The sequence below is a fragment of the Paenibacillus turicensis genome, assembly GCF_050461185.1.
Taxonomy (GTDB): domain Bacteria; phylum Bacillota; class Bacilli; order Paenibacillales; family Paenibacillaceae; genus Fontibacillus; species Fontibacillus turicensis_A.
Map to the genome: position 1 here is coordinate 1,604,258 of NZ_JBCMOR010000005.1, position 26,825 is coordinate 1,631,082.

22 protein-coding genes are annotated in these 26,825 nt (G+C 39.6%); all 22 read right to left on the minus strand.

From position 1 onward, the window contains the following. Positions 1–292: 292 nt before the first annotated feature. The 22 genes from pyrE to lspA all read right to left on the minus strand — a co-directional run bounded on the left by pyrE (position 293) and on the right by lspA (position 26,637). Complete coding sequence (gene pyrE / locus ABE099_RS09720) at positions 293–937, minus strand: orotate phosphoribosyltransferase (RefSeq protein WP_430029732.1); 645 nt, start codon at positions 935–937, stop codon at positions 293–295. Beyond that, a complete protein-coding gene (gene pyrF, locus ABE099_RS09725) occupies positions 934–1,671 on the minus strand; it encodes an orotidine-5'-phosphate decarboxylase (RefSeq protein ID WP_430029734.1) in 738 nt (245 codons plus the stop codon). Before pyrF ends, pyrE begins: the two co-directional genes overlap by 4 nt. Positions 1,672–1,749: 78 nt before the next feature. Continuing rightward, the gene (carB, locus tag ABE099_RS09730) at positions 1,750–4,962 is read right to left on the minus strand and encodes a carbamoyl-phosphate synthase large subunit (protein WP_430029737.1); all 3,213 of its coding nucleotides are present in this window, start codon (positions 4,960–4,962) and stop codon (positions 1,750–1,752) included. Between the two features lies 1 nt (position 4,963). Continuing rightward, on the minus strand, positions 4,964–6,100 hold the full coding sequence (locus ABE099_RS09735; RefSeq protein ID WP_430029739.1) for a carbamoyl phosphate synthase small subunit: 1,137 nt from the start codon (positions 6,098–6,100) through the stop codon (positions 4,964–4,966). 282 nt (positions 6,101–6,382) lie between these two features. After that, the gene (locus ABE099_RS09740) at positions 6,383–7,675 is read right to left on the minus strand and encodes a dihydroorotase (protein WP_430029741.1); all 1,293 of its coding nucleotides are present in this window, start codon (positions 7,673–7,675) and stop codon (positions 6,383–6,385) included. A 36-nt stretch (positions 7,676–7,711) separates the two neighbouring features. Beyond that, on the minus strand, positions 7,712–8,623 hold the full coding sequence (locus ABE099_RS09745; RefSeq protein ID WP_430029743.1) for an aspartate carbamoyltransferase catalytic subunit: 912 nt from the start codon (positions 8,621–8,623) through the stop codon (positions 7,712–7,714). Further along, positions 8,623–9,171, minus strand: a complete 549-nt coding sequence (gene pyrR / locus ABE099_RS09750) for a bifunctional pyr operon transcriptional regulator/uracil phosphoribosyltransferase PyrR (protein WP_430029745.1) — start codon at positions 9,169–9,171, stop codon at positions 8,623–8,625. The genes ABE099_RS09745 and pyrR overlap by 1 nt, the downstream gene beginning before the upstream one ends. A gap of 542 nt (positions 9,172–9,713) precedes the next feature. Beyond that, on the minus strand, positions 9,714–10,403 hold the full coding sequence (locus ABE099_RS09755; RefSeq protein ID WP_430029748.1) for a DUF2625 family protein: 690 nt from the start codon (positions 10,401–10,403) through the stop codon (positions 9,714–9,716). Between the two features lie 109 nt (positions 10,404–10,512). After that, entirely contained in the window at positions 10,513–12,231 is a 1,719-nt protein-coding gene (locus ABE099_RS09760) for an adenine deaminase C-terminal domain-containing protein (protein ID WP_430029750.1), read from the minus strand. A 63-nt stretch (positions 12,232–12,294) separates the two neighbouring features. Further along, positions 12,295–13,356, minus strand: coding sequence for an ABC transporter ATP-binding protein (locus ABE099_RS09765; protein WP_430029751.1), 1,062 nt, complete (start codon positions 13,354–13,356; stop codon positions 12,295–12,297). A gap of 15 nt (positions 13,357–13,371) precedes the next feature. Further along, positions 13,372–14,160, minus strand: a complete 789-nt coding sequence (locus ABE099_RS09770; protein ID WP_430029754.1) for an ABC transporter permease — start codon at positions 14,158–14,160, stop codon at positions 13,372–13,374. A 4-nt stretch (positions 14,161–14,164) separates the two neighbouring features. Then, positions 14,165–14,986: an ABC transporter permease gene (locus ABE099_RS09775; protein ID WP_430029756.1), complete on the minus strand. Its 822-nt coding sequence runs from the start codon at positions 14,984–14,986 to the stop codon at positions 14,165–14,167. A gap of 21 nt (positions 14,987–15,007) precedes the next feature. Then, complete coding sequence (locus ABE099_RS09780; protein ID WP_430029759.1) at positions 15,008–15,958, minus strand: nucleoside hydrolase; 951 nt, start codon at positions 15,956–15,958, stop codon at positions 15,008–15,010. Between the two features lie 310 nt (positions 15,959–16,268). Beyond that, entirely contained in the window at positions 16,269–17,357 is a 1,089-nt protein-coding gene (locus ABE099_RS09785; RefSeq protein ID WP_430029761.1) for an extracellular solute-binding protein, read from the minus strand. A 229-nt stretch (positions 17,358–17,586) separates the two neighbouring features. Then, a complete protein-coding gene (locus tag ABE099_RS09790) occupies positions 17,587–17,934 on the minus strand; it encodes a DUF2294 domain-containing protein (RefSeq protein ID WP_210088073.1) in 348 nt (115 codons plus the stop codon). 104 nt (positions 17,935–18,038) lie between these two features. Beyond that, positions 18,039–18,530: an immunity 22 family protein gene (locus ABE099_RS09795; RefSeq protein WP_430029764.1), complete on the minus strand. Its 492-nt coding sequence runs from the start codon at positions 18,528–18,530 to the stop codon at positions 18,039–18,041. A 235-nt stretch (positions 18,531–18,765) separates the two neighbouring features. Further along, complete coding sequence (gene pabB, locus ABE099_RS09800) at positions 18,766–20,595, minus strand: aminodeoxychorismate synthase component I (RefSeq protein WP_430029767.1); 1,830 nt, start codon at positions 20,593–20,595, stop codon at positions 18,766–18,768. A 127-nt stretch (positions 20,596–20,722) separates the two neighbouring features. Continuing rightward, complete coding sequence (locus ABE099_RS09805; RefSeq protein ID WP_430029770.1) at positions 20,723–23,278, minus strand: FAD-dependent oxidoreductase; 2,556 nt, start codon at positions 23,276–23,278, stop codon at positions 20,723–20,725. Next, positions 23,278–23,571, minus strand: coding sequence for an ArsR/SmtB family transcription factor (locus ABE099_RS09810; protein ID WP_430029772.1), 294 nt, complete (start codon positions 23,569–23,571; stop codon positions 23,278–23,280). Before ABE099_RS09810 ends, ABE099_RS09805 begins: the two co-directional genes overlap by 1 nt. 215 nt (positions 23,572–23,786) lie before the next feature. Next, a complete protein-coding gene (locus ABE099_RS09815) occupies positions 23,787–25,040 on the minus strand; it encodes an LL-diaminopimelate aminotransferase (RefSeq protein ID WP_430029774.1) in 1,254 nt (417 codons plus the stop codon). A gap of 113 nt (positions 25,041–25,153) precedes the next feature. After that, positions 25,154–26,107 carry an RluA family pseudouridine synthase gene (locus ABE099_RS09820; RefSeq protein WP_430029776.1) on the minus strand — a complete coding sequence of 318 codons (954 nt, stop codon included), beginning with the start codon at positions 26,105–26,107 and terminating at the stop codon, positions 25,154–25,156. Positions 26,108–26,118: 11 nt separating this feature from the next. Continuing rightward, positions 26,119–26,637: a signal peptidase II gene (gene lspA, locus ABE099_RS09825; protein WP_430029778.1), complete on the minus strand. Its 519-nt coding sequence runs from the start codon at positions 26,635–26,637 to the stop codon at positions 26,119–26,121. Between the last annotated feature and the right edge of the window lie 188 nt (positions 26,638–26,825).

Consider the following 26,825-nt stretch of genomic DNA (forward strand, 5'->3'; position numbering starts at 1 on the left):
TTTGTCATTCAGACACATACTACGTCTGCATTATAAACGATAAAACTCCCAAAAAAGTTACAATTTTTTTTACCAATTGAGTATTTATCTTACCAAAATTTAAAAATGCTCTCTCTTTGACCAAAATATATTTGCTTTAACTTATTACTAAAAATAAAAAAACAGCAAAAAAGTGCTCTATTTGCTGTTTCTAGTAGATTATATTATTCTAAATTTTTGCATAAAAACCACTCATTAAAATGTTACATAAAAGTGATAATTAAGTAGACTTAAAATCAAACTTACTTGTCTTTTATTCTTGACCAAATGCCGCAGGATTTTCTCTCCAAGCTTTGAGCAACGATAAATCCTCCTGTGGAATAACACCACGTTCTACGGCTACCTCAATTAAAGTCGTGTAATTAGACAATGTCATTAATGGAATACTAGCCTCTTCAAATGCCTTTACAGCTTTATCTAACTGATAGCTAAAAATTGCAAGCACAGCTAATGGTGTTGCTCCTGCATCTTTTACAGCTAATGCCGCTTTTAAGGAGCTTCCCCCTGTAGAAATTAAATCCTCGATCACAATGACTTTTTTCCCCGCCTCAATTAGGCCTTCAATCTGATTTTCCTTGCCATGTCCTTTTGCTTTATCACGAATATAGGCCATAGGTAAACCAAGCTTTTGAGCGACAAACGCCGCATGGGGAATTCCCGCTGTTGCTGTACCTGCAATGATTTCTGTATCAGGATAATTTTCTTTAATGAGGATCGCAAACGATTCTGCAATCAAATCACGTACCGCTGGATAAGACATCGTTAACCGATTATCACAATAAATTGGAGACTTTATACCTGATGTCCACGTGAAGGGCTCTTGAGGGCGTAGTGCCACAGCACCAATATTTAAAAGCTCACTAGCTACCTCTAATGCGATTTTGTTGTTTTGTGTCATGCGCTCATCATCTCCTTAATAATTTCTTCCGTTGCTAGACGTGGGTCATTGGCTAAAGTTATCGGTCTACCTACGACGAGAAAGCTACTTCCTTGTTGGATCGCTTGCTTTGGTGTCAAAATACGAGACTGGTCTCCAATTTCACTTCCTGCTGGACGTATCCCTGGGGTCACTGTAACGAACTCAGGTCCACATGCTTGCTGTATCGCTTGTACCTCTAATGGAGATGCAACAACACCTGCAAGTCCCGCTTGCTTTGTATGCGTGGCATACTGAATAACAGAATCCTCTACCGTTCCAGAAATTCCGATTTCATGGTTTAACGTATGCTGATCTGTACTTGTAAGCTGAGTCACCGCTATAATAATTGGCATCGCTAGGCTAGGATCCTCCTGTAAAGCTAATTCCGCTCCGTCTTTCGCTGCTGCCATCATTTTAATGCCACCACCCGCATGGACATTAAACATATCCACACCTAGTTTTGTAAGGCTATGTGCGCCACCCTTCACTGTATTCGGTATGTCATGCATTTTGACGTCAAGAAATACAGAATATCCCTTTTCCTTTAATTCAAGAATAAAGTTAGGTCCTGCGGCATATAGGAGCTGCATTCCTACCTTCATATAACAAGGAATTCCCTCCAGTTGCTCTACTAATACTCGTGCCTCATCTACAGAAGGATAATCTAGTGCAACCATTAATCTGTTTGCCATCTCTATATACTTTTGATCCATAATTTTATTCAATCTCCTATCATACGGAGGGCTCCGAAGTAAAGCTTACCCGGAGCCGACCGCTATTTTTTAATATTATTATATTGAAGGCATCGCTTGTGAAGAGAAGTTAATCGTTTCTAACATCGTGAGTAATGCCGACACCGTATCTAGAGATGTCATACATACAACACCATTCTCTACCGCTTCACGACGAATACGGAAGCCGTCACGCTCTGGCTCTTTACCTTTAGTTAATGTATTAATAACGAAGTGAGCTTCACCGTTACGAATAAGATCCAGTATATTAGGTAAACCTTCACTAAGCTTATTTACGGTCTGAACATGAATGCCAGCCTCTTCTAATGCCACTGCGGTTCCACCTGTTGCAATAATTTTGTAGCCAAGCTTGTAGAAGCCTTGCAATAGCTTCACTGCTTCTTCCTTATCTTTATCTGCAATCGTCGCAATAATTGCGCCTGAGGTTGGGATTTTCATACCCGCGCCAATGAGTCCCTTATATAATGCTTTTGCATAATGAACGTCACGTCCCATCACTTCACCTGTTGATTTCATCTCTGGACCAAGCGTTGGTTCAACACGACGCAATTTAGCGAAGGAGAACACTGGTACCTTTACAGACACATGTTTACTTTCTGGCCACATGCCCTCTTCATACCCCATATCCGTTAGCTTCAAGCCTAAAATACATTTGGTTGCGACATTTGCCATCGGTATATTTGTTACTTTGCTTAAAAATGGAACCGTTCTGGATGAACGCGGATTTACTTCGATTACATATACTTCATCCTTGTAAATGACAAACTGGATATTTACAAGTCCAACTGTCTTTAATTCCTTCGCAATTTTAATCGTAATTTCTGTAATTTTTTGCTTTAAGTCTCCAGTTAAATGTTGAGGAGGATATACTGCGATAGAGTCACCAGAGTGAACGCCTGCCCGTTCCACATGCTCCATAATACCTGGGATGACCACCGTTTCTCCGTCACAAATGGCGTCTACCTCAACCTCTTTGCCTAACATATAACGGTCGATGAGGACTGGATGCTTTGGATTAATATCTACAGCTTCCTTCATATATTTGAGCAATTCATCGTCAGAATATACGATTTCCATCGCACGTCCACCTAATACATACGATGGGCGGACTAAAACTGGATAACCTAGCGATTGTGCCGTCGCTACAGCGTCATCCACAGAAGTGACTGTGCTTCCTTTAGGTTGGGCAATATCAAGCTTAGATAATAAAGCTTCAAACTTTTTACGATCCTCTGCTTCGTCAATGCTATCTAATGAAGTTCCTAAAATGTTAACTCCCGCCGCTTGTAATGGGGCTGCAAGATTAATCGCCGTTTGTCCGCCAAATTGGACGATAACACCTACTGGCTTCTCTTCATCGATTACGTTCATCACATCTTCAAAGAAAAGTGGTTCAAAGTACAAACGATCAGAGGTATTAAAGTCGGTAGATACCGTTTCAGGGTTATTATTTATAATGACCGCTTCATAACCCGCATCCTGAATTGCCCACACTGCATGAACCGTTGAATAGTCAAACTCAATTCCTTGCCCAATCCGAATTGGACCAGAGCCTAACACTACGATTTTTTTCTTGTTTGTTTGCAATACTTCATTTTCTGTTTCATAAGTAGAGTAGTAATATGGGGTAGTCGCTTCAAATTCTGCCGCACACGTATCTACCATTTTATACACAGGTCTAAGCTTATGTTCAGCTCTAAATTCACGTACAGCTTCTTCTGTAGTGTATTGCCCATTTACATGCTTAGATGCTCTTAATTCAGCAATTGCACGATCCGTAAAGCCTAAGCGTTTCGCTTCATATAATATGTCATAGCTTAGCTCGGTTGGCTCAGCAATGATGGCTTCATATTGGACTAAGCGTTCTATTTTATCTAAAAACCACCAGTCAATTTGTGATAAATCCTGAATATGCTGTAAGCTGTATCCACGGCGGAAGGCTTCTGCTACCAAGAAGAGTCTTTCATCATCAGCTTGCACTAGACGACGCTCTAGTTCTTCTTTGGCTAACAATTCCACCCCTTTTATATACAAACGATGGGTTCCGATTTCAAGCGAGCGCACCGCCTTATGGATTGACTCTTCAAAAGTACGCCCAATTGCCATCACTTCGCCTGTTGCTTTCATTTGTGTGCCAAGCTTGCGATTTGCATGTACAAATTTATCAAAAGGCCAGCGCGGAATTTTACTTACGATATAATCTAGTGTTGGTTCAAAGCAAGCATATGTTTGTCCTGTCACCGGATTGACGATCTCATCTAGGGTAAAGCCTAATGCAATTTTTGCCGCCATTTTTGCAATCGGGTACCCTGTTGCTTTGGAAGCAAGTGCAGATGAGCGGCTAACCCGAGGATTTACCTCTATTACATAATATTGATAGCTCTGTGGATCAAGGGCAAACTGCACATTACATCCACCTTCAATATTTAAAGCACGAATGATTTTAAGTGAAGCAGAACGTAGCATTTGATATTCGCGATCTGATAACGTTTGGCTCGGAGCAACGACGATACTATCTCCAGTATGCACCCCAACTGGATCAAAGTTTTCCATGTTACATACGACGATACAGTTATCATTTGCATCACGCATCACTTCGTATTCGACTTCCTTCATGCCTGCAATCGACTTCTCGATGAGACATTGGCCAATCGGACTATAGCGAATACCAGAAGCGACCGTTTCCTTCAATTCTTCCTCTGTCGCACAAATTCCGCCACCTGTTCCCCCTAAGGTGTAGGCAGGACGGACGATAACAGGATATCCAATTTCATTTGCAAATTGAACCGCTTCTTCCACGGAAGTAATGATGCTGCTGTCGGGTACAGGTTGCTCTAATTCACGCATCAACTCACGAAATAAATCGCGATCCTCCGCTTTTTCAATCGAAGTAAGTTGTGTGCCAAGCAGCTTCACATTTTCACGTTCAAGTACACCTGCACGTGCTAGCTCCACCGCCATATTTAATCCCGTTTGTCCCCCAAGGGTTGGCAACAAGCCGTCTGGACGCTCTTGTCTAATAATTTGTGTAACAAAATCTAGCGTAATTGGCTCGATATATACTTTATCCGCCATATTTGTATCTGTCATAATTGTGGCAGGGTTACTGTTGATTAAAACAACCTCTACCCCTTCTTCCTTCAAAGCCTGGCAAGCCTGTGTACCTGCATAATCAAACTCAGCCGCTTGACCAATAACGATAGGACCAGAACCAATGACTAGTATTTTTTTGAGCTCCTTATTAATCGGCATGTTACAAAACTCCTTTCGCTGCGGCCATTAGTTTAGCTTGACGTGATGGTTGTGGATGAGATTTTTTATGCTCTCTAATCATTCCTACAAACCGATCAAACAAGTAGCTATTATCATAAGGTCCAGGTGCAGCCTCAGGATGATATTGCACGGAAAATGCAGGGTATTCAGTATGTTGTAAGCCTTCAATCGTTTTATCATTATTGTTAATATGTGTGACCTCAAGCTTCGTACCTGTGATTGAGCTCTCAGTTACGGTATATCCATGATTTTGGGAGGTGATGTAGCAACGTCCAGAGGCAAGCTCTTTTACAGGATGGTTGCCGCCACGGTGACCAAATTTAAGCTTTTCAGTGTCTGCGCCACAAGCTAGAGCAAACAATTGATGTCCTAAGCAGATTCCGAAGATCGGATATTCGCCTAGCAATTGAGAGATCATCTCTACTGCATAAGGCACATCTTTAGGGTCGCCAGGGCCATTTGACAACTGAATTCCATCTGGATTTAGCTTGCGAATTTCTTCTGCGGTTGTATTATGAGGGACGATCACCACATCACAATCACGTTTATTTAACTCACGCAAAATTCCACTTTTAGCACCAAAGTCTACTAAAACAATCCGTTCTTTGGAGCCAGGACTGCTATAAATATGTTTAGTAGAGGTCTGCGCCACCTGATTGCGTAGCTCATCAAGGCTGGTTGCTGCCATTAGTGCTTTTAGCTCCTCAGGGGAGGTATCCGCCGTTGTCAGAATACCCTTCATCGTCCCATGCTGACGAATAATCCGGGTTAACATCCGAGTATCAATGTCACTAATGCCCGGTATGTTATATTCCTTAAGCAAGCTTCCTAGACTATATTCTGCACGCCAATTACTTGGTGTAGGCTCATAACGACGTACGATAAAACCATGTATGGAAGGAACCACTGACTCAAAATCATCACGTGAAATTCCGTAGTTTCCGATTAAAGGATAAGTCATTGTTACGATTTGTCCACAATACGAAGGATCAGACAATACTTCTTGGTAACCTGTAATTCCAGTATTAAAAACGACCTCGCCTGTTTTTTCAACTTCTGCGCCAAAAGATTTCCCTGTAAACAGTGTGCCGTCTTCCAATAATAATCGTGCCTGCATCCCTAAACTCCCCTTTATCTCCCAAATTAAATCCATATGATAATTGATTATTTATTTAGGGCTCAATCTTGAAATTAGTGCTTGACCGCTAACCCAAACTAGTGAAGAGACAAAGCGATTCTGAAGATTGTCTCTTAAAATCAAATTCCATCCATCAATAGACTTTAATTAAAAGGAATATGATTTTAACAACAATCGCAAGAACGCTATGGATCGTAGCTGCCAGACTCCTATCGTTGTCAAGTACTAATTTCTAAATAGAGCCTTACTTAGATGAAACAATTACTCAGACCAGACCACTTTGCCACTAACGATGGTGGTTACAGGCCATCCTGTAAGCTCCCAGCCACCAAATGGTGTATTTCTACCTTTAGTTGCAAATTCATCAGGGTTTACTGCTTTTGTTTTATTTAAATCAACGATCGTAATGTCAGCAGGCGCTCCTACCTCAAGCCGACCAGCTTCTAGTCCAAATACTTTGGCAGGGTCACTTGTCATTCTTGAGATCAGGAAGCTTAAGCTCCAACGACCTGTTTTTACAAACTTGGTATATAAAAGTGGAAACGCTGTTTCAAGTCCAACAATACCAAACGGAGCTTTTAGCATCCCTTTTGCTTTTTCTTCACTACTATGAGGTGCATGATCTGTAACGATCATATCGATGGTGCCATCCTCTAGCGCTTCGATACAAGCTTCAACATCTCTTTTTGAGCGTAATGGGGGGTTCATTTTCCAGTTTGTATCTAGTCCAGGAATTTCTTCTTCGGACAATAACAAATGGTGTGGGCATATTTCGGTGGTTACTCTAATCCCAATCGATTTTGCTTGGCGAATCAATCTGACTGACTGCTCTGTGCTGACATGACATACATGATAGTGAGCGCCTGTTGCTTCTGATAACAAGATGTCACGTCCAACGTGGATCGCTTCGGATTCATTTGGAATTCCTTTTAAGCCATGCTTTTGGGCAAAGGTACCTTCGTTAACGGGTGCTCCAACAACAAGGGAGTCATCCTCGCAATGCGCGATTACTGGCATATCAAGTGATTTCGCTAACGCCATTGCATTCTTCATCATTTGTGCATTTTGGATACCAACACCATCATCTGTAAATCCGATTGCCCCTGCTTGCTTTAATGCTGCAAAATCGGTCAGCTCCTCGCCCTTCTCCGCTTTTGTAATCGCGGCATAAGGCAACACATGAACAAGGTCTGCTTCTTTTGCTTTTGTTTTTACGAGCTCAACTAATTCTGGCGAATCAGTGATTGGATTTGTGTTTGGCATACAAGCGATTGTCGTGAATCCACCTTTTGCAGCTGATCTCGCACCAGTTTCAATCGTTTCTTTATGTTCGAACCCAGGCTCACGTAAATGCACATGCATGTCAATAAATCCTGGAGATACTAGCATTCCTTTTGCATCGATAACTGTATGTTCAGCAGCACTGGATGCTTCAACCTCTAACGTTCCTGCGGCTACAATTTTTTGAATGACTCCATTTTCTACTACGATATCTTGATTAGAAAGTTGACCTTCAGCATTTAATAAAGCTGCGTTATAAATAATAAGTGACATCTAAAAACCTCCGATTTATTTAAATGATGCGGTTTGTTATCTCATTGCACGTTCAGTGACAGCCATCCGAATAGGCACACCATTTGACATTTGCTTAAATATTCTTGATTGTGCATGCTCGACAACTGCATCATCGATTTCTACATTTCGATTGATTGGTGCAGGGTGCATAATGACAACATGGGGTGCAAGCTTCGCCGCTCTTTCCTCTGTTAATCCATACTGCAAGCGATATTGCTCAGTAGACCCTATAATTCCTTCGTGATGGCGTTCAAGCTGAACCCGTAACATCATGACTACATCAGAGCACATCGCCTCTTCTATGGAGACATAAGGAGCATAAGCTTCTAGCTCAGGCGCTTTAAAAACATCAGGTGCTGTAAATTTGACCTCAGCCCCTAATTTTTGTAGTGCCCATAGATTAGAGCGCGCCACTCGGCTGTGCTTGATGTCACCGATAATCGAAACCTTTAAGCCTTTAATTTCCCCAAAGTGTTTTTTCATCGTATACAGGTCTAACAATGCTTGCGTCGGATGCTCATTATTTCCATCCCCTGCATTAATCAATGGCATGTTCACTTGCTCTGCTAGCTCCTGTAACATACCTACTGGCTTTAATCGAATAACCCCTGCATCCATTCCCATTGCTTCTAACGTTCGTACCGTATCAACAATTGATTCCCCTTTTTCAATACTGGAGTTCGCTGCTGCGAAGTTAAGCACTTGAGCTCCTAAACGCTTTTCAGCCATTTCAAACGAAAATCTTGTACGTGTACTGCTTTCAAAAAACATGTTGGCTATAAATTTGTTGGCTAGCGCTGGAACAAGCTTCTCCTCCTGCCGATCCCAATAATCAGCACGATCCAAAATGGACGTAATTTCCGAAGCGCTCAGATCCTTTAATCCAAGCAAGCTGTGTTCTTTTAAGGTCGAGGATAAAATACTCATTATGCTTCGCCTCCCCGATTTTGTACGATTCGTACTTCGTCAAGTCCATCTGCTTCAATTAACAGTACCTCGATTTCCTCTGACTTAGAGGTGGGTACGTTTTTACCGACATAATCAGGGCGAATCGGAAGCTCACGATGTCCACGATCTGCTAACACTGCTAGTTGAATGCTTTCTGGTCTACCACAATGCATGATGGCATCCATTGCTGAGCGAATAGTGCGTCCTGTGTAAAGCACATCATCAAGTAAAATGACCTTTTTACCTTGAACTGGAACCGCAAAGGAAATTTCTTTTCTTGCCTGATCTTGATCAACACGATCATCACGATAAGCTGTTACATCTAATTCAGCCCAAGGAATTTCTTTTCCTTCAATGCTCTCAAGTCGCTCGGATAGTCGCTTAGCAAGATAAATCCCTCTTGTCTTAATCCCTGCTAATACACAATTGTCTATTCCTTTATTACGCTCCAAAATTTCATGTGCAATTCTCGTCAACGCCCGCTTAATTGCTATTTCGTCCATAATGATGTGATTTTCACCGCTCACTCGTTTTGCCTCCTCGAAAGTGTGTGTATCCCTCGCCAGCGATATAACGTGAAGTCATCAAATGCCTTCTGGTTACAAAAAAAGACTCCTTGCCTGATTCAGACAAGGAGTCTTCGGACAAAAGTGATTACACTTATGTCCTCATGAGCAAGAGGAGATGACCTGCCTAAATAGACAGTATGCTCCTATCGCTACATTCACGTTACCTTGCCAGCCTCACGGGACCGAATTAAAGGTTCATATGTCAAGACGTAAGTTACGTCTTTGCTGACATAGATTATGACAGAGTTACAGTGACTTGTCAAGACAACAAACCTGTATATTCGAGTCAAAACCGAGTGATCATTATCGTTAATAATTATACATATATACTTATAATTATGCAATATAATAATCAATATGATTATTTGAATCAAGAAAGAATCACAAAATACAAAAAATCAATGCAATGAGAGAACTTCCACTTTTATAAGGGAGTGCTACCTTGCATTGATTTAAGAAAATAAGTTATTTTATTATTTACAGCTTTAGCCTACAATATGTTAACTGTGATCTATTACATTTTTCCACGCTTCAATAATTGAAATTGGTTTTTTCTCACTTGTCGCTCCAGAACCTTCTTTACTCCAGAGTGGCGGATAATAGGACAATACTTGATCTGGCTCTAGCTGCCCAGCCTTGTCTTGCCACCCCTCAAAGCGACACGTCTCATAAAAAAGCTGTAAATCTCCACTAGCTAGCCATTGTATAAACTCTGAATAAGATAGTTCTGTATCTTCCCATTCTAGACAATCTGGCGCAAAGTAAAATACTGTCTTTGATGGACCAAATTTTCCACCATTCAATGCGAAAAAACCTCCTGAAACATCATACGCAATTACAAAAACACCCTCTAATATTGGTAATTGTATATTCTTTTGCAGAGGAGATTGTTGATTTATGTGTTGACCATTCCAGCTAGCAAGGTCGCCAAAAACGTCCTGATGTGGACTACCCAGCAATTTTATCCAACCATAATCAATCAATAGCCCACCGGTGTTATAAGCAATGGCACCTAGATAAGAACGAGTTGTAACTTGTATATTTAATAAGGTCTGCTCTCCAATAGTAGTAGGGACATCTAATAAGGTTAACCTGTTACTGCCATTTATGATTATTGCTCTACACTCTTCCCAAGCGTCATCATGTTGACTTACAACCAATTCTTTAATATTTTTTTCGTTAATTTCCATTAATTTTCCCCTCTCAACAAAGCTTATAATGTTAATTATCCATTTAACTAAATGATGAAGCAAATGAATGTGTAATCCCTGTTGAGAAGTGAAGTGAAATAAAATGATATTATTCAACAACTAATGGAACGACTATACCTTTATTGACATCAATAAGACCATAATCCGTAATTTTTAACGCTGGACTGACAGGTAATGAATGTGTGCTAATAGACATAATCGGATTATAATGCTGATAACCTAAATATTCCATTGCTTGTCGCAATTGCTTGACTTGTTTTGCAGCTTCATCTAATGGAGCTTCCGTTAAAATCCCGCCAACTGGCAAAGCAACATGTGCAAGCACTTTTCCATCCTCCACTACACAAAAGCCACCTTGACCTTGAATCACTTCATTTGCAGCTAATACCATATCCGCTGCATTTCTGCCCACCACAAGCAAGTTGTGATTGTCATGAGAATAGGTAGTGGCAATTGCACCACGTTTAATCGTATCCCCACCTATAAAGCCATACGCACGATTACCGTTTTTACCATAACGCTCAAAGGTCGCAATCATTCCATATTCGCTATGCTCCCAAGCGATCATTCCTTTTTCTACTGCAAATGAAGCATGATGCTCCTCTGTAAACGTAGAACCATCCTTTACCATCATCACCCTACAAACTAACTCACTTTCCGTTCTCTTCGTTGCCACACTAAAATCATCTACATGTAGTGAACCTAGCTTCACACTATGATAGAAATGATCTGGAAAACTTCGTTCAGTTTGAGGCTGTTTATATACTTGTGACTTATCATATACAGCTTGTCCAGATTTAAATACTTGATTAATCTCAAAGCGATTTAAATCAGATAGCAATACAAAATCTGCTAGCTTACCTGGAGCTATCACACCACGATCATACATATTCATCCGTTTCGCCGGCGTGAAGGTTGCAGCATAAATAGCTTGCTCAGGAGACATTCCCATCTCGATTGCTTTAGTAACAATATGATTTAAATGACCTTGTTCAGCAAAGGAGTTTGCCATAACATCGTCAGTGACAAAGCAAAAATGCTCTGCTACATCGTGTTGTAATAAATAATCGATAATATCCTGGGTCATTGATTTTTCTTGCAATTCAATAAACATCCCTGAAGAAATCCTTGCTTCCATACCTTCTATACTTTGATGCGTATGATCTGAACCCACCCCACTATAAATAATACGGTGCAAATCAAGATCCATCACCTTAGGACAATGTCCTTCAATAATGAGTTCAGGATAATGTTTACGTACATGATTTAAAATTTGATTCGTTTTACAATCTGGATCATTAATAATATCCACATAGTTCATAATTTCGCCAAGACATTTCATTTTCTCATCACGAAGTAATTCATCAATATCTTGTATTTCTATACTTCCACCGGTTGTTTCCATCGCAGTAGCTGGTACAGAGCTTGGAATTGCGTACATCATATCTACAATACAGTCTTGGCTTACCTTAATCATTTCTTTAACACCCTCGACACCAAACACATTTGCCATCTCATGGGGCTCCGGCACAATCGTAGTGACACCATTACGAATTAAGCCGTAAGAAAAGCTTTGAGGCGTAATCATTGTACTCTCAATATGAAGATGAATATCTATCAGACCTGGAATCATATATTGCCCACGCCCATCAATCACTTGTACCCCATCTATTGCTTCATGTGATCCTTTGGCATAATCACTAATATATAAAAAATGACCATTTAATATAGCAACATTACCTGTAATAAATTTTTTGAGATAACTATTAAAGACCTTAACGTCTCTGACTACTAAATCAACCTGCATAACTGCAAGCACCTCCATTCCTTGTGCTGTACTTTTAATTTACTTAGCTAGCGATACAGTCCTTTACTCTACAAGCACAAGCTTTTCAGAAGGAAAATAAACAAGCACCTGTTGTCCTGCTGCATAGGGCATAACACTCTCATGATTCACCGTAAATTCCCCAAGCTCTGTATCCACTACATATTGATAGCTACGTCCAAGGAAGGTGCTTACTTTAATTGTTGCCGTGAGGGTATTGGTGGCTTCCTGCCGTTCTCCAGGTAAAAACAACTTAATATCATCTGGACGAATGGCTCCCTTTTTCCCTTGCTGTAATCCTCTTGTCGTTTCCTTTACAACATTGAAGTTATAATCCTTTACAGACAATGAGATGGCATCAGCTACATCCGCTCTTGTTTCAAATTCAATAAAATTGTTAAATCCAATAAATCTGGCTACAAATTCTGTCTGTGGATATTTAAAAATTGTGGATGGATCACCTAATTGCTCAATAACCCCTTTGTTCATAATTGCAACCTGATCTGAAATGGAAAAGCATTCTTCCTGATCATGTGATACATAAACCGTCGTAATTCCAAGTTGCTGCTGTATTCGGCGAATTTCAGTACGCATATTCACTCTTAGATTCGCATCAAGATTACTTAAAGGTTCATCAAACAACAGCAGTTCAGGCTCAATAACAAGCGCACGAGCAATGGCTACACGTTGTCGTTGCCCACCAGACAATTCTTTAGGATAACGCTTCTCAAAGCCGGTCAAATTAACAACTTCTAAAATTTCACGTACCTTACCGTCTAACTCTTTGCCCGTTATTTTGCGTAGACGCAGCCCAAAAGCTATATTTTCATAAATAGATAGATGTGGGAATAAGGCATAGCTCTGAAATACAAATCCAAAGTTACGCTTGTTCACAGGAATACGGGTGTAATCCTTTCCTCCAAGTGAAAATTTTCCTTCCTTCGCTTCTAAGAAGCCAGCAATTAAACGTAAGGTTGTTGTTTTACCACAACCACTTGGACCTAAAAGAGAAATAAGATTCCCTTTTTCAATGTTCAGGTTAAAATCTTTTAAAATATATTGTTGGTCGTATGCAACCGCGATGTTTTCTAAACTCAACAATGCCATGAGCAAATGCCTCCATTATCGTTTGGTAAAGTAGGATAACCCCATTAAGCGTTCAATCACAAACATAAATACACCTGTAAAAATCATCAGAACAACAGAGATTGCTGCTATGGTAGGATCAAAATTATTTTCAACATACGTTAACATTTGAATAGGTAAGGTGCTTATTCCAGGACCCGTCATGAAAACGGAAATATCCACATTATTAAAAGATTCTAGAAAAGCGATTAATACCGCGGCAATAATCCCTGACTTAATATTAGGCAATACCACAGTAAAAAAGGTTTTGAGCCACCCTGCTCCAAGACTTAAAGAAGCTTCTTCAATGGCAAAATCAAAATTAGACAAGCTGGATGCAATGATGCGAATAATAAATGGCAGCATAATTACGGTATGTCCAATCAATAATGAGAGATAAATGGGTAAATTGTATGAAATAATTAAGTACTTCAGCATTGTAAAACCAAGTACAATACCCGGAATCAAAATAGGGGATACAAATAGAGAATTTAATGCGCTTTTCCCTTTAAATTGGAACCGACTAAGCGCATACGCCGCTGGTAATCCTAATAATAAAGCGAAAAGATTACCTAGCAACGAAACAATCACCGATATTTTGAAGGTTTCCATAAACATATTGACTTCAAAAATATTTCGATACCACTTTAAAGAAAAACCTTGTGGTGGAAACTTCATAATACTTCCAGGTTCAAAGGAAGCAATCGCAATTATAAGTAATGGCCCTAGCAAAAAGGCATAAATTAAAATTGTGAAAATTTGAAGACCTCTATTTTTTTCGGACATTTCCTCACCCCTTCGGATTTAATCTAGTCGCTAGTTTACTCATCACTGTAATGACAGCAAAGGTGATGACCATCATAATGACCGCTAATACAGAAGCACGCTGCCAATCGTTTAAGGTCATTGCATTTTGATATAAGAAAGTAGATAACACACGTTGCTTGCCACCAAGTAAAGCTGGCGTTGTATATGCTGTTAAGCTACCTACAAATACGAGAATGCTACCCATAATTAGGCCGGGGACACTTAGAGGAACAATGACCTTATAAAACGCTGTAAATCGTCTTGCACCTAAGCTTTCCGCCGCCTTAATTAAATCTGGATCAATGTTTTCTAATACGCCTACAAGAGTCATAATAATTAATGGCAAAAATAAATGAACTAAACCAATCATCATGGCTGTAGGTGTATATAAAATTTCTAGCGGTTCAGAAATGATTCCAAGGGAAATTAAAGCATTATTAAACAAGCCTTTTTTACCTAATATAATCATCCAGCTAAACGAGCGAACAACAGAGCTAGTAAGCAGCGGGAAAATAGCTAGTGCTAATAATAATCCTTTTTTTCTTGGGCCTTGCTTTGAAATGTAGTAAGCTACTGGAAAACCAAGCACAATACAAATAAAAGTAGTGAGTAAGCTTACACGCAATGTGGTCCACAGTATTTTTAAAAAATATGGATCCTTAAAAAAATAGCTATACCCGCTTATCGTAAACTTTCCTTCTTGAAAAAATGTACCTACCATCGTAAACAATAACGGTACTAACATAAATGCCGTTAAAAACAATAGCCCCGGTAACAATAATAAATAAACAACCTTCTTTTTCATGATTGTTAACTCCGTTCCTTATTAAGCATATTTTTCACCAGCTAGCGCTATAGCTTGTATAAAAAGCTGTAAAAAGGCTTCTTCATTTATATCTGTGCATACATAAGCATTAGGAGCTACTTGCAGGCGATTTTGGAAATCGCATACGGTTTGTCCATCACATAACTCACTTTTTGTTTCTACATCAACATAATAATGAGCCGTACTCACTACCCCTTTAGAAATTGCTACGCCTACCGCTAAAGGATCATGAAGTACACATGCAAAAACTCCATTACGTTCGTAATAACGCTCTGTATACGCTGCTGTGCTCTGCACAATATAGTCTTTAATTGGGCTGTCATTAAGCTGTGCAATATGCTCCTGAGTTAAGAAAGCTCTTCTTGTCACATCAAGACCCACTAATGTTAATGAGGTAAATCCAGCATTAATGACAAGCTTTGCTGCTTCTGGGTCTACGTACATGTTGTATTCAGCAGTAGGTGTCACGTTGCCATAACCCTGAACTACGCCCCCCATCACAATAACCTCTTTTACATGCTGAACAAGCTCAGGACATTTCATAACGGCAAGCGCCAAATTTGTTAATGGCCCAGTCATGATTAAAGTGAGCTCACCTTTGTTGTCCATCACCTGATCGATGATGTAATCAGGTCCAAATCCAGTTGTGGCTTCGACATGCACATCCATATCTGCCAATGCGCCTCCGATACCATCATTACCGTGTACCCGATGCTCAAAATGTGGCTTACGAATTAAGGGTTGTGTTGCACCAGCAATCACGGGGATAACCTCCCCCAGATGAAGCAACTGCAATATTTTGCAAGTATTTATCGTCGCTTGCTCACAAGATACATTCCCGTTCACTGTTGTGATCCCAACAATATCAAGCTGTTCAGAGCCTACAGCTAAAATAATTCCAAGTGCATCATCAACGCCTGTATCTACATCAAGAATTACTTTTTTTCTCATTACGCCAAGCCCCCCTCATCATGATCGTGAAAATAAAGGGGGAGAGGCATATGCTCCTCTCCCTCTCTATATACTGCGTGTAAATAATTAGGAATCATTTTTTAAGATTTAGTGTTTAACCTCCTACAGAGTCGTAGCGAAAGGACAGAGGGATGGTGGAGAAGCGACAGCGCCCACCTTTAAACCTTGATTTCATTCAAATAAATTTAATCTCAAGGAAATTAAGATTTAACAGCGGTCGAAGGCACCCTCTGGAGTGTAGCTCCCCCACTATAGCTATTAAAACACGCATCTTAATTTTGGTTACTAATTATTCTGTGATTTCACGATTAAAACGATCAATCCATTTATCAAGATTTTCATTTACAAACTTCATATCTAATTTACGCAAATGATTTACTACATCAGCACCATAGGTGATTCCACTCGCTTGCTCATCACTTAATTCAAGGGTAGTGTTGACAGGGGAATCCACTTTAGCAATTGCAGATTTCTCTTGCACTTCCTTACTCAAATGCCAGTTAATAAACTCCTGTGCTAATTGTTTATTTTTACTGTCTTTCACAATGTTCACTGTATTCATAATGGCATAGGCGCCTTCTTCTGGTGATACAAACGTTGTATCAGGTACACTTTTCTTAAGCTCTCCTACATACATTTCCATAATTGGACCTGCTACTATTTCACCCTGTGCAAACATATTTACGAACTCGGACGTTTTGCTATAATATTTCACTACACCGCTGTTCAGCTCTTTTAATTTTGCGAACGCATCATCTTCACTAAAGCTTTGACTTCCTGCTACAGTAGATGCTGCATCCAGTAGCATTGGGCCCGTGGTAGAAGTAATATTAGGCAAAGTAATTTTTTTAGAAAGCGCTGGATTCCATAAATCTGCCCATTTCTTAATCTCTACTTTTGTATCGGCAGCATTATATGCAATGCCAAGGCGACCTATTGTATAAGCTGGACCATATTCCTCACCAAGTGGTGCTTTAGCAAGATCATATATTTGTGACAAGTTAGGAATTTGATTGCGATCTATTTTTTCAAAAAGCCCTGCTTCAATTCCTTGTTGCGCATAATAGTCAGATAAATAAATAAGGTCCACATTTGAACTACCTTGACGAATTTTGTTTAGGCGCTCTGCATTATTCCCGATTTCAAGTACAATTTTGACATTGTGTTCTTTTTCGAAAGGTGCATACACATTTTCCTTAAAGAAATCCTCTGAAAAACCCCAAGTGGAGATGACAAGCTCTGTTGGCGCTCCTGAGGCTTTATTCCCTGCTGCACCAGAATTAGATCCTTCTTTTTCTGTATTACTAGCTCCACAGCCAGCTAATGCTAGCCCTGCTACAACTATAGTTAGTAATCCAATTAACCATTTCTTCTTCAACACTTACATCTCCCCATTTCTAGATCGTAAATTGTAATTTATATTGTTAATCTGTAACTCCACGATTATACGACTGACTTACAATCCAAAAAAAAAGAAAAGGCCCTTGGTAGAATAATTCCTAACAAGAACACTTTTCATTGTAAACAATGTAAAGAGCATCTATGTTTCTATTGGTACAAGTTCCTCGCTCAGATAGATCCGAATGTGGACGCTTGTTAGTATTAAATTATACATTTAAAATGACATTCGTAATCGCCCATTGGGTGGCGGGATCATAATCACGTAATACTGCCTCAATATTTAACTCCATTTCAGCTTCAAACCGTTCACGCAACCTCTTCTTATAGATGGCTGACATATGAAAGTCAACTTCATGCTTTAATATTGGAGCCTCACCTTCCAAAACAGTAGAACGAGGCGACCTGCGATGCTTCGCATAAATTGTAATTATGCGTTGGTCAAGATCGATACCTGCTTTGAGAAGGGTTGTACCAAAACCAAACAATTCCTTAGAGATCTCATTGTAAATGCTACAGATTTGCTTTTTATCTGCATTTGAGTCTGATAAGGTCACAAAACCACCTCTTAAAGCTATTATTTTCAACTAAAACCCGAACGATAAGTTAAATTATAGTGTAGAATAATCGTATTTGTCAACGTTAAATATAAAAAACTAAATTAATATTCGTCTTTCATCTGTACAGATCCCATAAATACAACCTTCATATGCTCTTTATTAACGTGTTTGATTGTCTCTTTGTAATTATAGTTATACAATAAAATAACTGTATTAAATTGAGTCAAATCTAATGTCGGATCGATTACCTTTTTGAATAAAGGGATTACCTCTTCAGCATAGGAGCAGCCATCTAGCAGTGTCTCAAGGGTATGCCGAGGCTCGTCTAAAATTCCAGCTTCTCGAAAATCCTCGTCAAATTCCTCTATTTTAAAATCAGTGCAAAAGGGTGGATTAATAACATCCCCATCCTCATCATACTCCATTTGCAAGTACTCAATTAAGGTATCGTCAATATTAGGTGTACTGATGTTAGCTAACCACAAGGAAACAAATCCTGGCTCCTCCCAATCATGATGAGACTGTTCATGATCATGGTCGTGATGACTATGTTGATGTTGGTGATTATTTATATCGTTTTGCTTATTAGTCAATGTAATCTCTCCTATATTAAATTAGTTTAATTTTCGTTAATTTCGGCTAAATCTTGAAATTAGTGCTTGACCGCTAACTCAAGCTAGCGAAGAGACAGAGCGATTCTGAAGATTGTCTCTTAAAATCAAGTTCCATCCATAAATAAACTTCAATAAAAGGAAGTTGATTTTAAAAACAATTGCAAGACCACACTCCTACCGTTGGCAAGTACTAATTTCTAATAGAGCCGAGATTTCAGCAAAGTAAAACCCTTACCCAACCTCTCAAGCTATTAATAAGCCATATTTCTTCAAAACTCCGTACATTTTCTACGTATAACACCTTTTCTTGAATGATGCCCTGCTGGAGCAGTGAAGCTCGAAAAGTACCTGCTAACAGGCCTGAGGTTACTGGTGGTGTCCAATAGATCCCCTCCTGCTTAACTACTACATTTCCAATTGTAAACTCTGTAAGCTCACCACGTTCATTCCATAACAATACGTCAAATAAATGCTCTGCCATACCAATACGATGCTCATTATATACTTCTCTGTAAGTGGTTTTGTGATACAAAAATCGATTAGAAGAAAACACTGATCGTTTAGCTAGAGCAACCTGTTTGACCTGTGACTGATTTTCATCCACAAATGGTTGGTGTTTAAAGCGATATTTTCCCTGTTCATCTAAGAAAAGATTCAAACGATATATTTCATTTTCATTACTATTTTCCTCTAATTGCGCTATATAATTTCTAAAAGCTTCTATGATATCACTTTTGTTGAAAGGGAAGTCAAAATATTGAGCAGAAGTTTGTAGTCGCTCTATATGCCTATTAAATCGTTCATCATGTAGATTATATTGCTGTCCCCCTTCCACAGACATCGTTTCCATAAGCTCAAAACTTATAACAGGTTGGGACAAAACGGCTGCTTTATCAAATGCCTCTTGATATTCATCCCCAGTGTTTGATTCCCAAGTGATCCCACCACCTACACCATATCTCGCTGTCTTGTTATCTTCATCTAAAATAACAGTACGAATTGCGACATTAAAGGTAGCATCACCCTCTGGCGTAATAAATCCAATCGATCCACAATATACCTCTCGAGGCTCCTTTTCCAGTTCCGTAATGATCTCCATTGTTTTTAGCTTTGGTGCACCTGTAATAGAGCCACAAGGAAATAGAGCAGCAAAAATTTGTTGCAAGGCTACTCCCTCTTGTAATTCAGAAGTAATTGTAGAGGTCATTTGATATACGGTTGGATATTTCTCAATTACAAACTTGCTCGGAACCTTTACTGAATTGGGCTTAGATATTTTAGAAAGATCATTACGAAGCAAATCCACAATCATTACATTTTCTGCCTGATCTTTTGTAGAGTGTATCAGCTTGTCCTTTTTATAAAGATCATCTTCCAGCGTTAAACCACGCCCAATCGTTCCTTTCATAGGCATCGTCTTCATCATTTTCCCCGCAGTTAATTGAAAAAATAGCTCTGGTGAAAGGGAACATATTTTGTATCTACCAAGATTTAAATAGGCACTATAATTCGCTCGTTGAGCTTGCTTAAGTTGTTCATAATAACGATAACCGCCAATATCATCTGTAAAACCATCATAGTTGGCTTGTAAGCGTAACGTATAATTTACTTGATACGTATCTCCTTTTGCGATGGCTTCTTTTATTTTTTTAATGCTTGTTTCGTATTGTAGCTGAGAAGTATTACTTTGCCATTGCAAAGCTTGGGCAGTGATCTTTTCTTCCTCTGTAATAGCTGGTAGCGTCACAGGCTGATCAAAAATACCAAAATACAGTAACGGCATCACAGAATTTGCATGTACCTTCATTTTAGGGTCAAAAGCAGGTGCAGCCTCATAGCTAATATAACCTGCGGCATACTTACCTTGCTTTGTATAAACTTCAATTTCATCCAAAGCCTGTCTGATCTGAGTGTGAGATTTAACCTCAATGATTTTAAGGGGATCTTTAAAAAGCAATTTTTCGACAACACCCTTAGCATTCATAAAATCAAAAACAAAATGATCGGGCTGATCTAAGTCCGTATGGATTATATTTTTTGTCATAATTACTCCTTAGCTTGTTATCTTATCCAGAATAATCAGCAATGTTACAAAAGTAAAGGGTTAACCGTAAACAAAAACACCTCCACACATTTTAATGACAGTAGAGGTGTTAATACATAATAGCTATTTATATAAACAAATTATGATTGGCTTGCTGCGTTTGTCCTAAATAATAACCAACACCGCCGACATTGATCCCATCGATCAACTCCTCACGTTGGATCCCCATTAGATCCATTGACATTTGACAAGCGATCATTTCAACGCCTTGCTTCTGAGCAGCTTGAATTAATTCATCCAGAGAAAGTACGTTATGCTTTTTCATGAGAGAGCGAATCATTTTTGGACCCATTCCCATCATATTAAGATTAGATAATGGCAGCTTTCCACTTCCTCTTGGCATTACCATTTCAAACATTTTACCCATCCAGCCCTTCTCCACCTTAACCTTATCTGGTCTACGTATAATGTTTAAGCCCCAGAAGGTGAAAAACATCGTCACTTTTTTACCACTGGATGCAGCCCCATTCGCGATAATAAACGAAGCGATCGCTTTATCCAAATCCCCATTAAACACAACCATTGTTGTACCGTTTTTGTCCGACAAATTGGACTGATTACTCAGTTCAGTATCAGCCTCGGCAGAAGCAGCTGTTTCTGCCATACCTTTTGTCAAGGTTGCCTCAATGATGCCATCAGGACGCTTATTCCGCTCAATCAACTCGTTGGAGGTCATATTTGCCCAAGCCTTGATATCCTCATAAAATCCCGGATCAGATGCCGTAACCTTGAGCATTTGCCCCTTTTGCAAGTCGTCCATTTGTTGCTTCACCTGCATTAAAGGTCCGGGGCAACTAAGGCCACACGCATCCAATGTAATTGTAGCTAAATCCTCTAAGTTATGCTTGGAATCAACGTCAGCCATGTCGGTACTAAATTCGTTATTCTTTTTATTCTCACCCAAATTATTGTCTGTATTTTGATTCGAGCGATTAGAGTCGTCAGAGCCGTTTGTGTGTTTAAAGTAATTAGAGCTAGGTTTATATTGGCTCATGACATAAGATTTATAGCCCCCCGTTAAATTTTTCACCTTATAACCAAGTTGACTTAGTATACGGGAAGCGGTATATCCTCGTAATCCAACCTGACAATACACCCAAATTTCCTTGTTTTTATCAAGCTCCCCTAGTCTACCTCGTAGCTCATCAACAGGAATATTGATTGCACCATCAATGTAGCCATTACTATATTCTATTGGTGATCTAACATCCACCAGTATGCTGTTATTCTTGTCTCGGTTAGCAAGATCACTTACTACAAATACATCACTTAATCCAGTCACAATATTTTCAGCCACGTACCCTACCATGTTAACAGGGTCTTTTGCAGAGGAATAAGGAGGAGCATAAGCTAACTCTAGCTCAGATAGATCACTTACTGTACCGCCAAAACGAATCACAGTAGCAATGCTGTCTATCCGCTTATCTACGCCATCATAACCAATCGCCTGTGCACCAAGCACCTTACCTTCAGGACTAAACAACAGCTTGATCGTCATCGGAGTTGCACCAGGATAATAGGAAGCCCTTGAATTAGGGTGTACATAGGCTAACTTGTAAGGAATATTTAACCGTTGCAATGTTTTTTCATTGTTCCCTGTCGCTGCACCTGTTAAGCCAAAAACCTTTATAATCGAAGTACCTTGTGTTCCCTTATATGTGGTGGCGAGTCCACTGACGTTATCAGCCGCTATTCTTCCTTGCTTATTTGCTGGACCAGCTAAAGGTACCGCCGTTTTGCTTCCATTTACGAAATCAACCACTTCAATCGCATCTCCAACAGCAAAAACATCAGACAGGTTAGTCTTCATATGATCATCCACTACGATATGACCTCGCGGGCCTAGCTCAAGTCCACTATCTTTTAAAAATGTAGTATCTGGCGTAACACCAATTGCTAATAAAACCATCTCACTCTCCAGCATTAATCCACTGCCTAGCTTGACGGCGATACCTTGCTCCTTTTCCTCAAACCCTTCCACACGGTCAGAAAACACTAAATTTATGCCTTGCTCCTCTAGCTCCTTTGCAAGAATAGTCGACATTTCTTGATCAAATGGAGCTAAAATTTGAGGCCCCGCTTCAATTAAAGTGACTTCAAGTCCTGCCTCACGTAAATTTTCAGCCATTTCAACGCCGATAAACCCACCCCCAATGACTACCGCAGATTTTGTATTTTGTTCCGTCACCTTGGCTTTGATCTTATCTACATCGGGAATGTTACGTAGGCTATATATTTTAGAGCTTGTAATGCCTGGCAAGGGAGGCACGATTGGCTTTGCACCTGGAGATAAAATAAGGGCATCATAGCTCTCCTCATATTGACCACGCTCTTTACTGTCGACAACCACCTTTTTATTAATCGCATCAATGGATATAACATCACTTTCTGTACGAATATCAATATTAAAGCGGCTATTCATCGCTTCAGGTGTTTGAACCACCAGCTTCGACCTTTCTGCGATCGAACCTCCAACATAATAAGGCAAGCCACAATTTGCAAATGAAATATAAGGGCCCCGCTCAAACATGACGATTTCGGCATCCTCATCTAATCTACGTAATCTAGCTGCCGCAGATGCTCCACCTGCAACACCACCAACAATGAGTACCTTCTTTTTCATTATACTTCCTCCACTTCTGCCAAAAATATTTCGATCACGGCCTTCACTCGCTCATCCTTAATTGAATATGAAATTTCTAAACCATTACGATCAGCTTCTAAAATACCAAGCGTTCTAAGCTTTTGCAGATGCTGAGACACCGTAGATTGCGGTAAATCAAGACACTCCTGCATATAACTCACGTTACAGCTTCCTTTTTTAATTAGCCCTCGCACAATACAAAGTCGAACGGGATGTGCTAATGCCTTCAAAATTTCCGCTGCTTCGGTATAAGCTTTAAAATTGTTATCCACAACATTCTCTCCTTATCATTCTCACTGTAAATCCACTCAATATCATAATATCTATATATTATATTATTACGATATAGTGATAAATGTCAAACTATAAAATTTCTATCCACATTTATTCACTTTTATATCCTCCCTTGTTTACAAAAAAACTCCCCAACATTATAAGGTTTTACGGACTGATCCATATCGTACCTGTTCATGTTAGGGAGCATTTTTTAAAATATAAATTTCAAATTGCCTAATCTTGATTTAATTTCAGAAATTACAGCCTTTTCCTCTTCCTCCGTTGCCGCTTCAAACGTAACAGAAAAACGAATGAAATGGCCTGCATCGTCCCAAGGCACTGTAGAAATTAGCTTTTCACGAATTAAATATTGAGAAAAGTCTTCGGCAGTGGCAAAGCTTGGTCCACCCTCCACACCAATAGGAGCCTGCACATATAAGAAAAATGATCCTTTGGGTTTTGTAGCTTCAAAACGTAGCTCATTAAGCGCATCTACTAGCAATTGATGACGACGAGAATATTTAGCCGCAATTTGCTCTGTAATTTCAGGATGTGCTAAACCATAAGCTGCTGCCTTTTGAATAGCGATAAATTGACCTGAATCATTGTTGTCCTTCACGTCACTGAACGCTTTAACGATAAGTGGATTACCTGCTACAAAACCAATTCTCCAGCCTGTCATATTATAAGATTTAGACAAGGAATGTAGCTCAACCCCAACATCCTTTGCGCCCTCAACGGATAAAAAGCTAAGTGGTTTTTCACCATCATACGTTAATGCCGCGTAAGGCGCATCATGAATAACGATCACTTCATGTTTTTTAGCCCAAGCGACAACCTCAGCAAAAAAGGCCTTTGTTGCACTCGCACCTGTAGGGTTGTTTGGATAATTTAAATACAGTAGCTTTGCACGGTCTGCAACATCGTCTGGAATTGCGCTTAGGTCTGGCAAAAAGTTATTTTCTTTAGTTAACTGAACGGTATATACTTCTCCACCTAAATATTTAGTGTGTGTGCCTACAATAGGATATCCAGGTACAGTCATAATCGTAATATCCCCTGGATTAATAAAGCATGAAGGTAACATCGCTAATGCTGGCTTGGAGCCAATCGAATGCACTACCTCTGTAACTGCGTCTAGCCCTTCCACCGCAAACACATCGTGCAAATACTTTACCGCTGCTTCTTTAAATTCAGCAATCCCATTGTCAGCATAACCACGATTTTCAGGCTTGGCTGCTTCCTCTGCAAGCTTGGCTACAATACCAGCATGTGCCATCTCATCGGGCTCACCAATTCCCATATCAATTAAATCAATTTCTGGAAAAGCTTTGCGAGCAGCTTGCTTTGCTCTTTTAATTTTCTCAAATTTATAAATAGCGGTATCTTTACCGTAATTTGATCCACCGATACGCTCTGCAAACTGCTGCTGAATATACGTAGCTTGATAATTCTCAATACTCATTTTAATCCATCCCTTCACTAGCATAAGTTCAAAAACCTCACATCATTAAATATGCTAGAAATAAAGCCTTTATAGAATGGATTATTTGGCTTTTGGTTTGTACTTTTTTTCTGTTAGCGGTTTCTTAGGCTGAACAGCACATCCTCCATATCCTGTGGTAAAGGTGCACTAAACTCCATGTACTCTGACGTTGTAGGATGAATAAAACCCAACACCGCAGCATGAAGTGCTTGTCCTTCCATTTTGATCCCTTTACTCCGGCCATACATCGGATCACCTACAAGAGGATGACCTATAAATTTCATATGTACTCTAATCTGATGAGTACGTCCTGTTTCTAGCTTCAATTCAAGCAAAGTATAGTCACCAAAACGTTCCATCACTTGAAAATGAGTCACTGCATGCTTACTGTTCCGCTCGGTTACAGTGTACATCTTACGATCCTGAGGGTCTCGTCCAATAGGTGCATCCACTGTACCTTGATCATGACTCAAATTACCGTGCACTAAAGCGATATATTTACGAGTCACACTATGCGCCTTTAATTGCGCGGCTAAGGAGGCATGTGACTTATCATTTTTGGCAGCCATAATTAGACCAGAAGTGTCCTTATCAATCCGATGCACAATACCGGGGCGCAGCTCACCATTAATTCCTGACAAGTCCTTACAGTGAAACATCAGTGCATTTACTAATGTACCTGAGCTATGTCCTGGGGCTGGGTGAACAACCATACCCCGCTGCTTATTGACCACAATGACATCTTGATCTTCATAATAAACATCTAATGGAAGCTCTTCTGCTACAATTTCCACCAACTCAGGTTCTGGTGTTATTAAGGATACAACATCACCCAATGCAAGCTTGTAGTTTCCTTTTACGCTTTCACCATTTACAGTAATATCCCCATTTTGTATCCATAGCTGAACTTGGGTCCGCGAAGCATCATTTTCTATATTTTCAGTAACAAATTTATCAATACGTTGCTTCACATGAGGAGCTTCGATATTCCACTCCATCGTCTCGGCCTCAGCTTCAACCTGAACCTTATTTTTATCGTCGCTCATAATAACTCCTTTTATTTCTCTTCTTTTTGCACTTGATTCTGTTCCCCTAACTCCTCTACTTGCTTCGCTTGTTTTTTCTCCAACGACATTTCGCGGAACGAATCAATAATAATTAAAGCAACCCCAATCACAATACAACTATCTGCAATATTAAAAATAGGGAAGGTATAGCTGCCAAAATTAAATTGTAGGAAGTCAACCACTTCACCTGTCAAAGCACGATCAAGAAAGTTACCCAATGCTCCACCTAATACAAGTGACAATGCAAAGGGTAATAGCTTATTCCCTGTATTTTTCATTTTTTGTATATACCATACAATTCCAATGACAACGATAATCGTAATGATAATAAAAAAGTAGCGTTGGTTTTCCAAAATACCAAAGGCTGCTCCAGTATTGCGATGAGATGTAATTAAAAAGAAATTACCAATTACTGAGATTTGATCCCATAGCTCTAATCTCGTAGCAATGACATACTTCGTTAACTGATCAATTACGAATACAATAAATGCGATTAAATAATATATCACGAGACACGTCACCTCATTTTTTATGTGCGTCCTTAGACCCTGTTTATTGTAGCACACCCAGATTTAAGCCGTCCATGCAGAAACCCAAATCTTACACAAATGTGTAGGTTTCCTCAATTGCAAAAAGATCATTAAAAAATAAATTGTTGCGCAAAATAAGGCTCATACAAATCAAAAATACAACGTTA

Coding starts and splice junctions, on each gene's coding strand:
- pyrE (WP_430029732.1), bottom strand. CDS start 937: ATGACACAAAACAACAAAATCGCATTAGAGGTAGCTAGTGAGCTTTTA.
- pyrF (WP_430029734.1), bottom strand. CDS start 1,671: ATGGATCAAAAGTATATAGAGATGGCAAACAGATTAATGGTTGCACTA.
- carB (WP_430029737.1), bottom strand. CDS start 4,962: ATGCCGATTAATAAGGAGCTCAAAAAAATACTAGTCATTGGTTCTGGT.
- ABE099_RS09735 (WP_430029739.1), bottom strand. CDS start 6,100: ATGCAGGCACGATTATTATTGGAAGACGGCACACTGTTTACAGGGAAA.
- ABE099_RS09740 (WP_430029741.1), bottom strand. CDS start 7,675: ATGTCACTTATTATTTATAACGCAGCTTTATTAAATGCTGAAGGTCAA.
- ABE099_RS09745 (WP_430029743.1), bottom strand. CDS start 8,623: ATGAGTATTTTATCCTCGACCTTAAAAGAACACAGCTTGCTTGGATTA.
- ABE099_RS09755 (WP_430029748.1), bottom strand. CDS start 10,403: ATGGAAATTAACGAAAAAAATATTAAAGAATTGGTTGTAAGTCAACAT.
- ABE099_RS09760 (WP_430029750.1), bottom strand. CDS start 12,231: ATGCAGGTTGATTTAGTAGTCAGAGACGTTAAGGTCTTTAATAGTTAT.
- ABE099_RS09765 (WP_430029751.1), bottom strand. CDS start 13,356: ATGGCATTGTTGAGTTTAGAAAACATCGCGGTTGCATACGACCAACAA.
- ABE099_RS09770 (WP_430029754.1), bottom strand. CDS start 14,160: ATGTCCGAAAAAAATAGAGGTCTTCAAATTTTCACAATTTTAATTTAT.
- ABE099_RS09775 (WP_430029756.1), bottom strand. CDS start 14,986: ATGAAAAAGAAGGTTGTTTATTTATTATTGTTACCGGGGCTATTGTTT.
- ABE099_RS09780 (WP_430029759.1), bottom strand. CDS start 15,958: ATGAGAAAAAAAGTAATTCTTGATGTAGATACAGGCGTTGATGATGCA.
- pabB (WP_430029767.1), bottom strand. CDS start 20,595: ATGACAAAAAATATAATCCATACGGACTTAGATCAGCCCGATCATTTT.
- ABE099_RS09805 (WP_430029770.1), bottom strand. CDS start 23,278: ATGAAAAAGAAGGTACTCATTGTTGGTGGTGTTGCAGGTGGAGCATCT.
- ABE099_RS09815 (WP_430029774.1), bottom strand. CDS start 25,040: ATGAGTATTGAGAATTATCAAGCTACGTATATTCAGCAGCAGTTTGCA.
- ABE099_RS09820 (WP_430029776.1), bottom strand. CDS start 26,107: ATGAGCGACGATAAAAATAAGGTTCAGGTTGAAGCTGAGGCCGAGACG.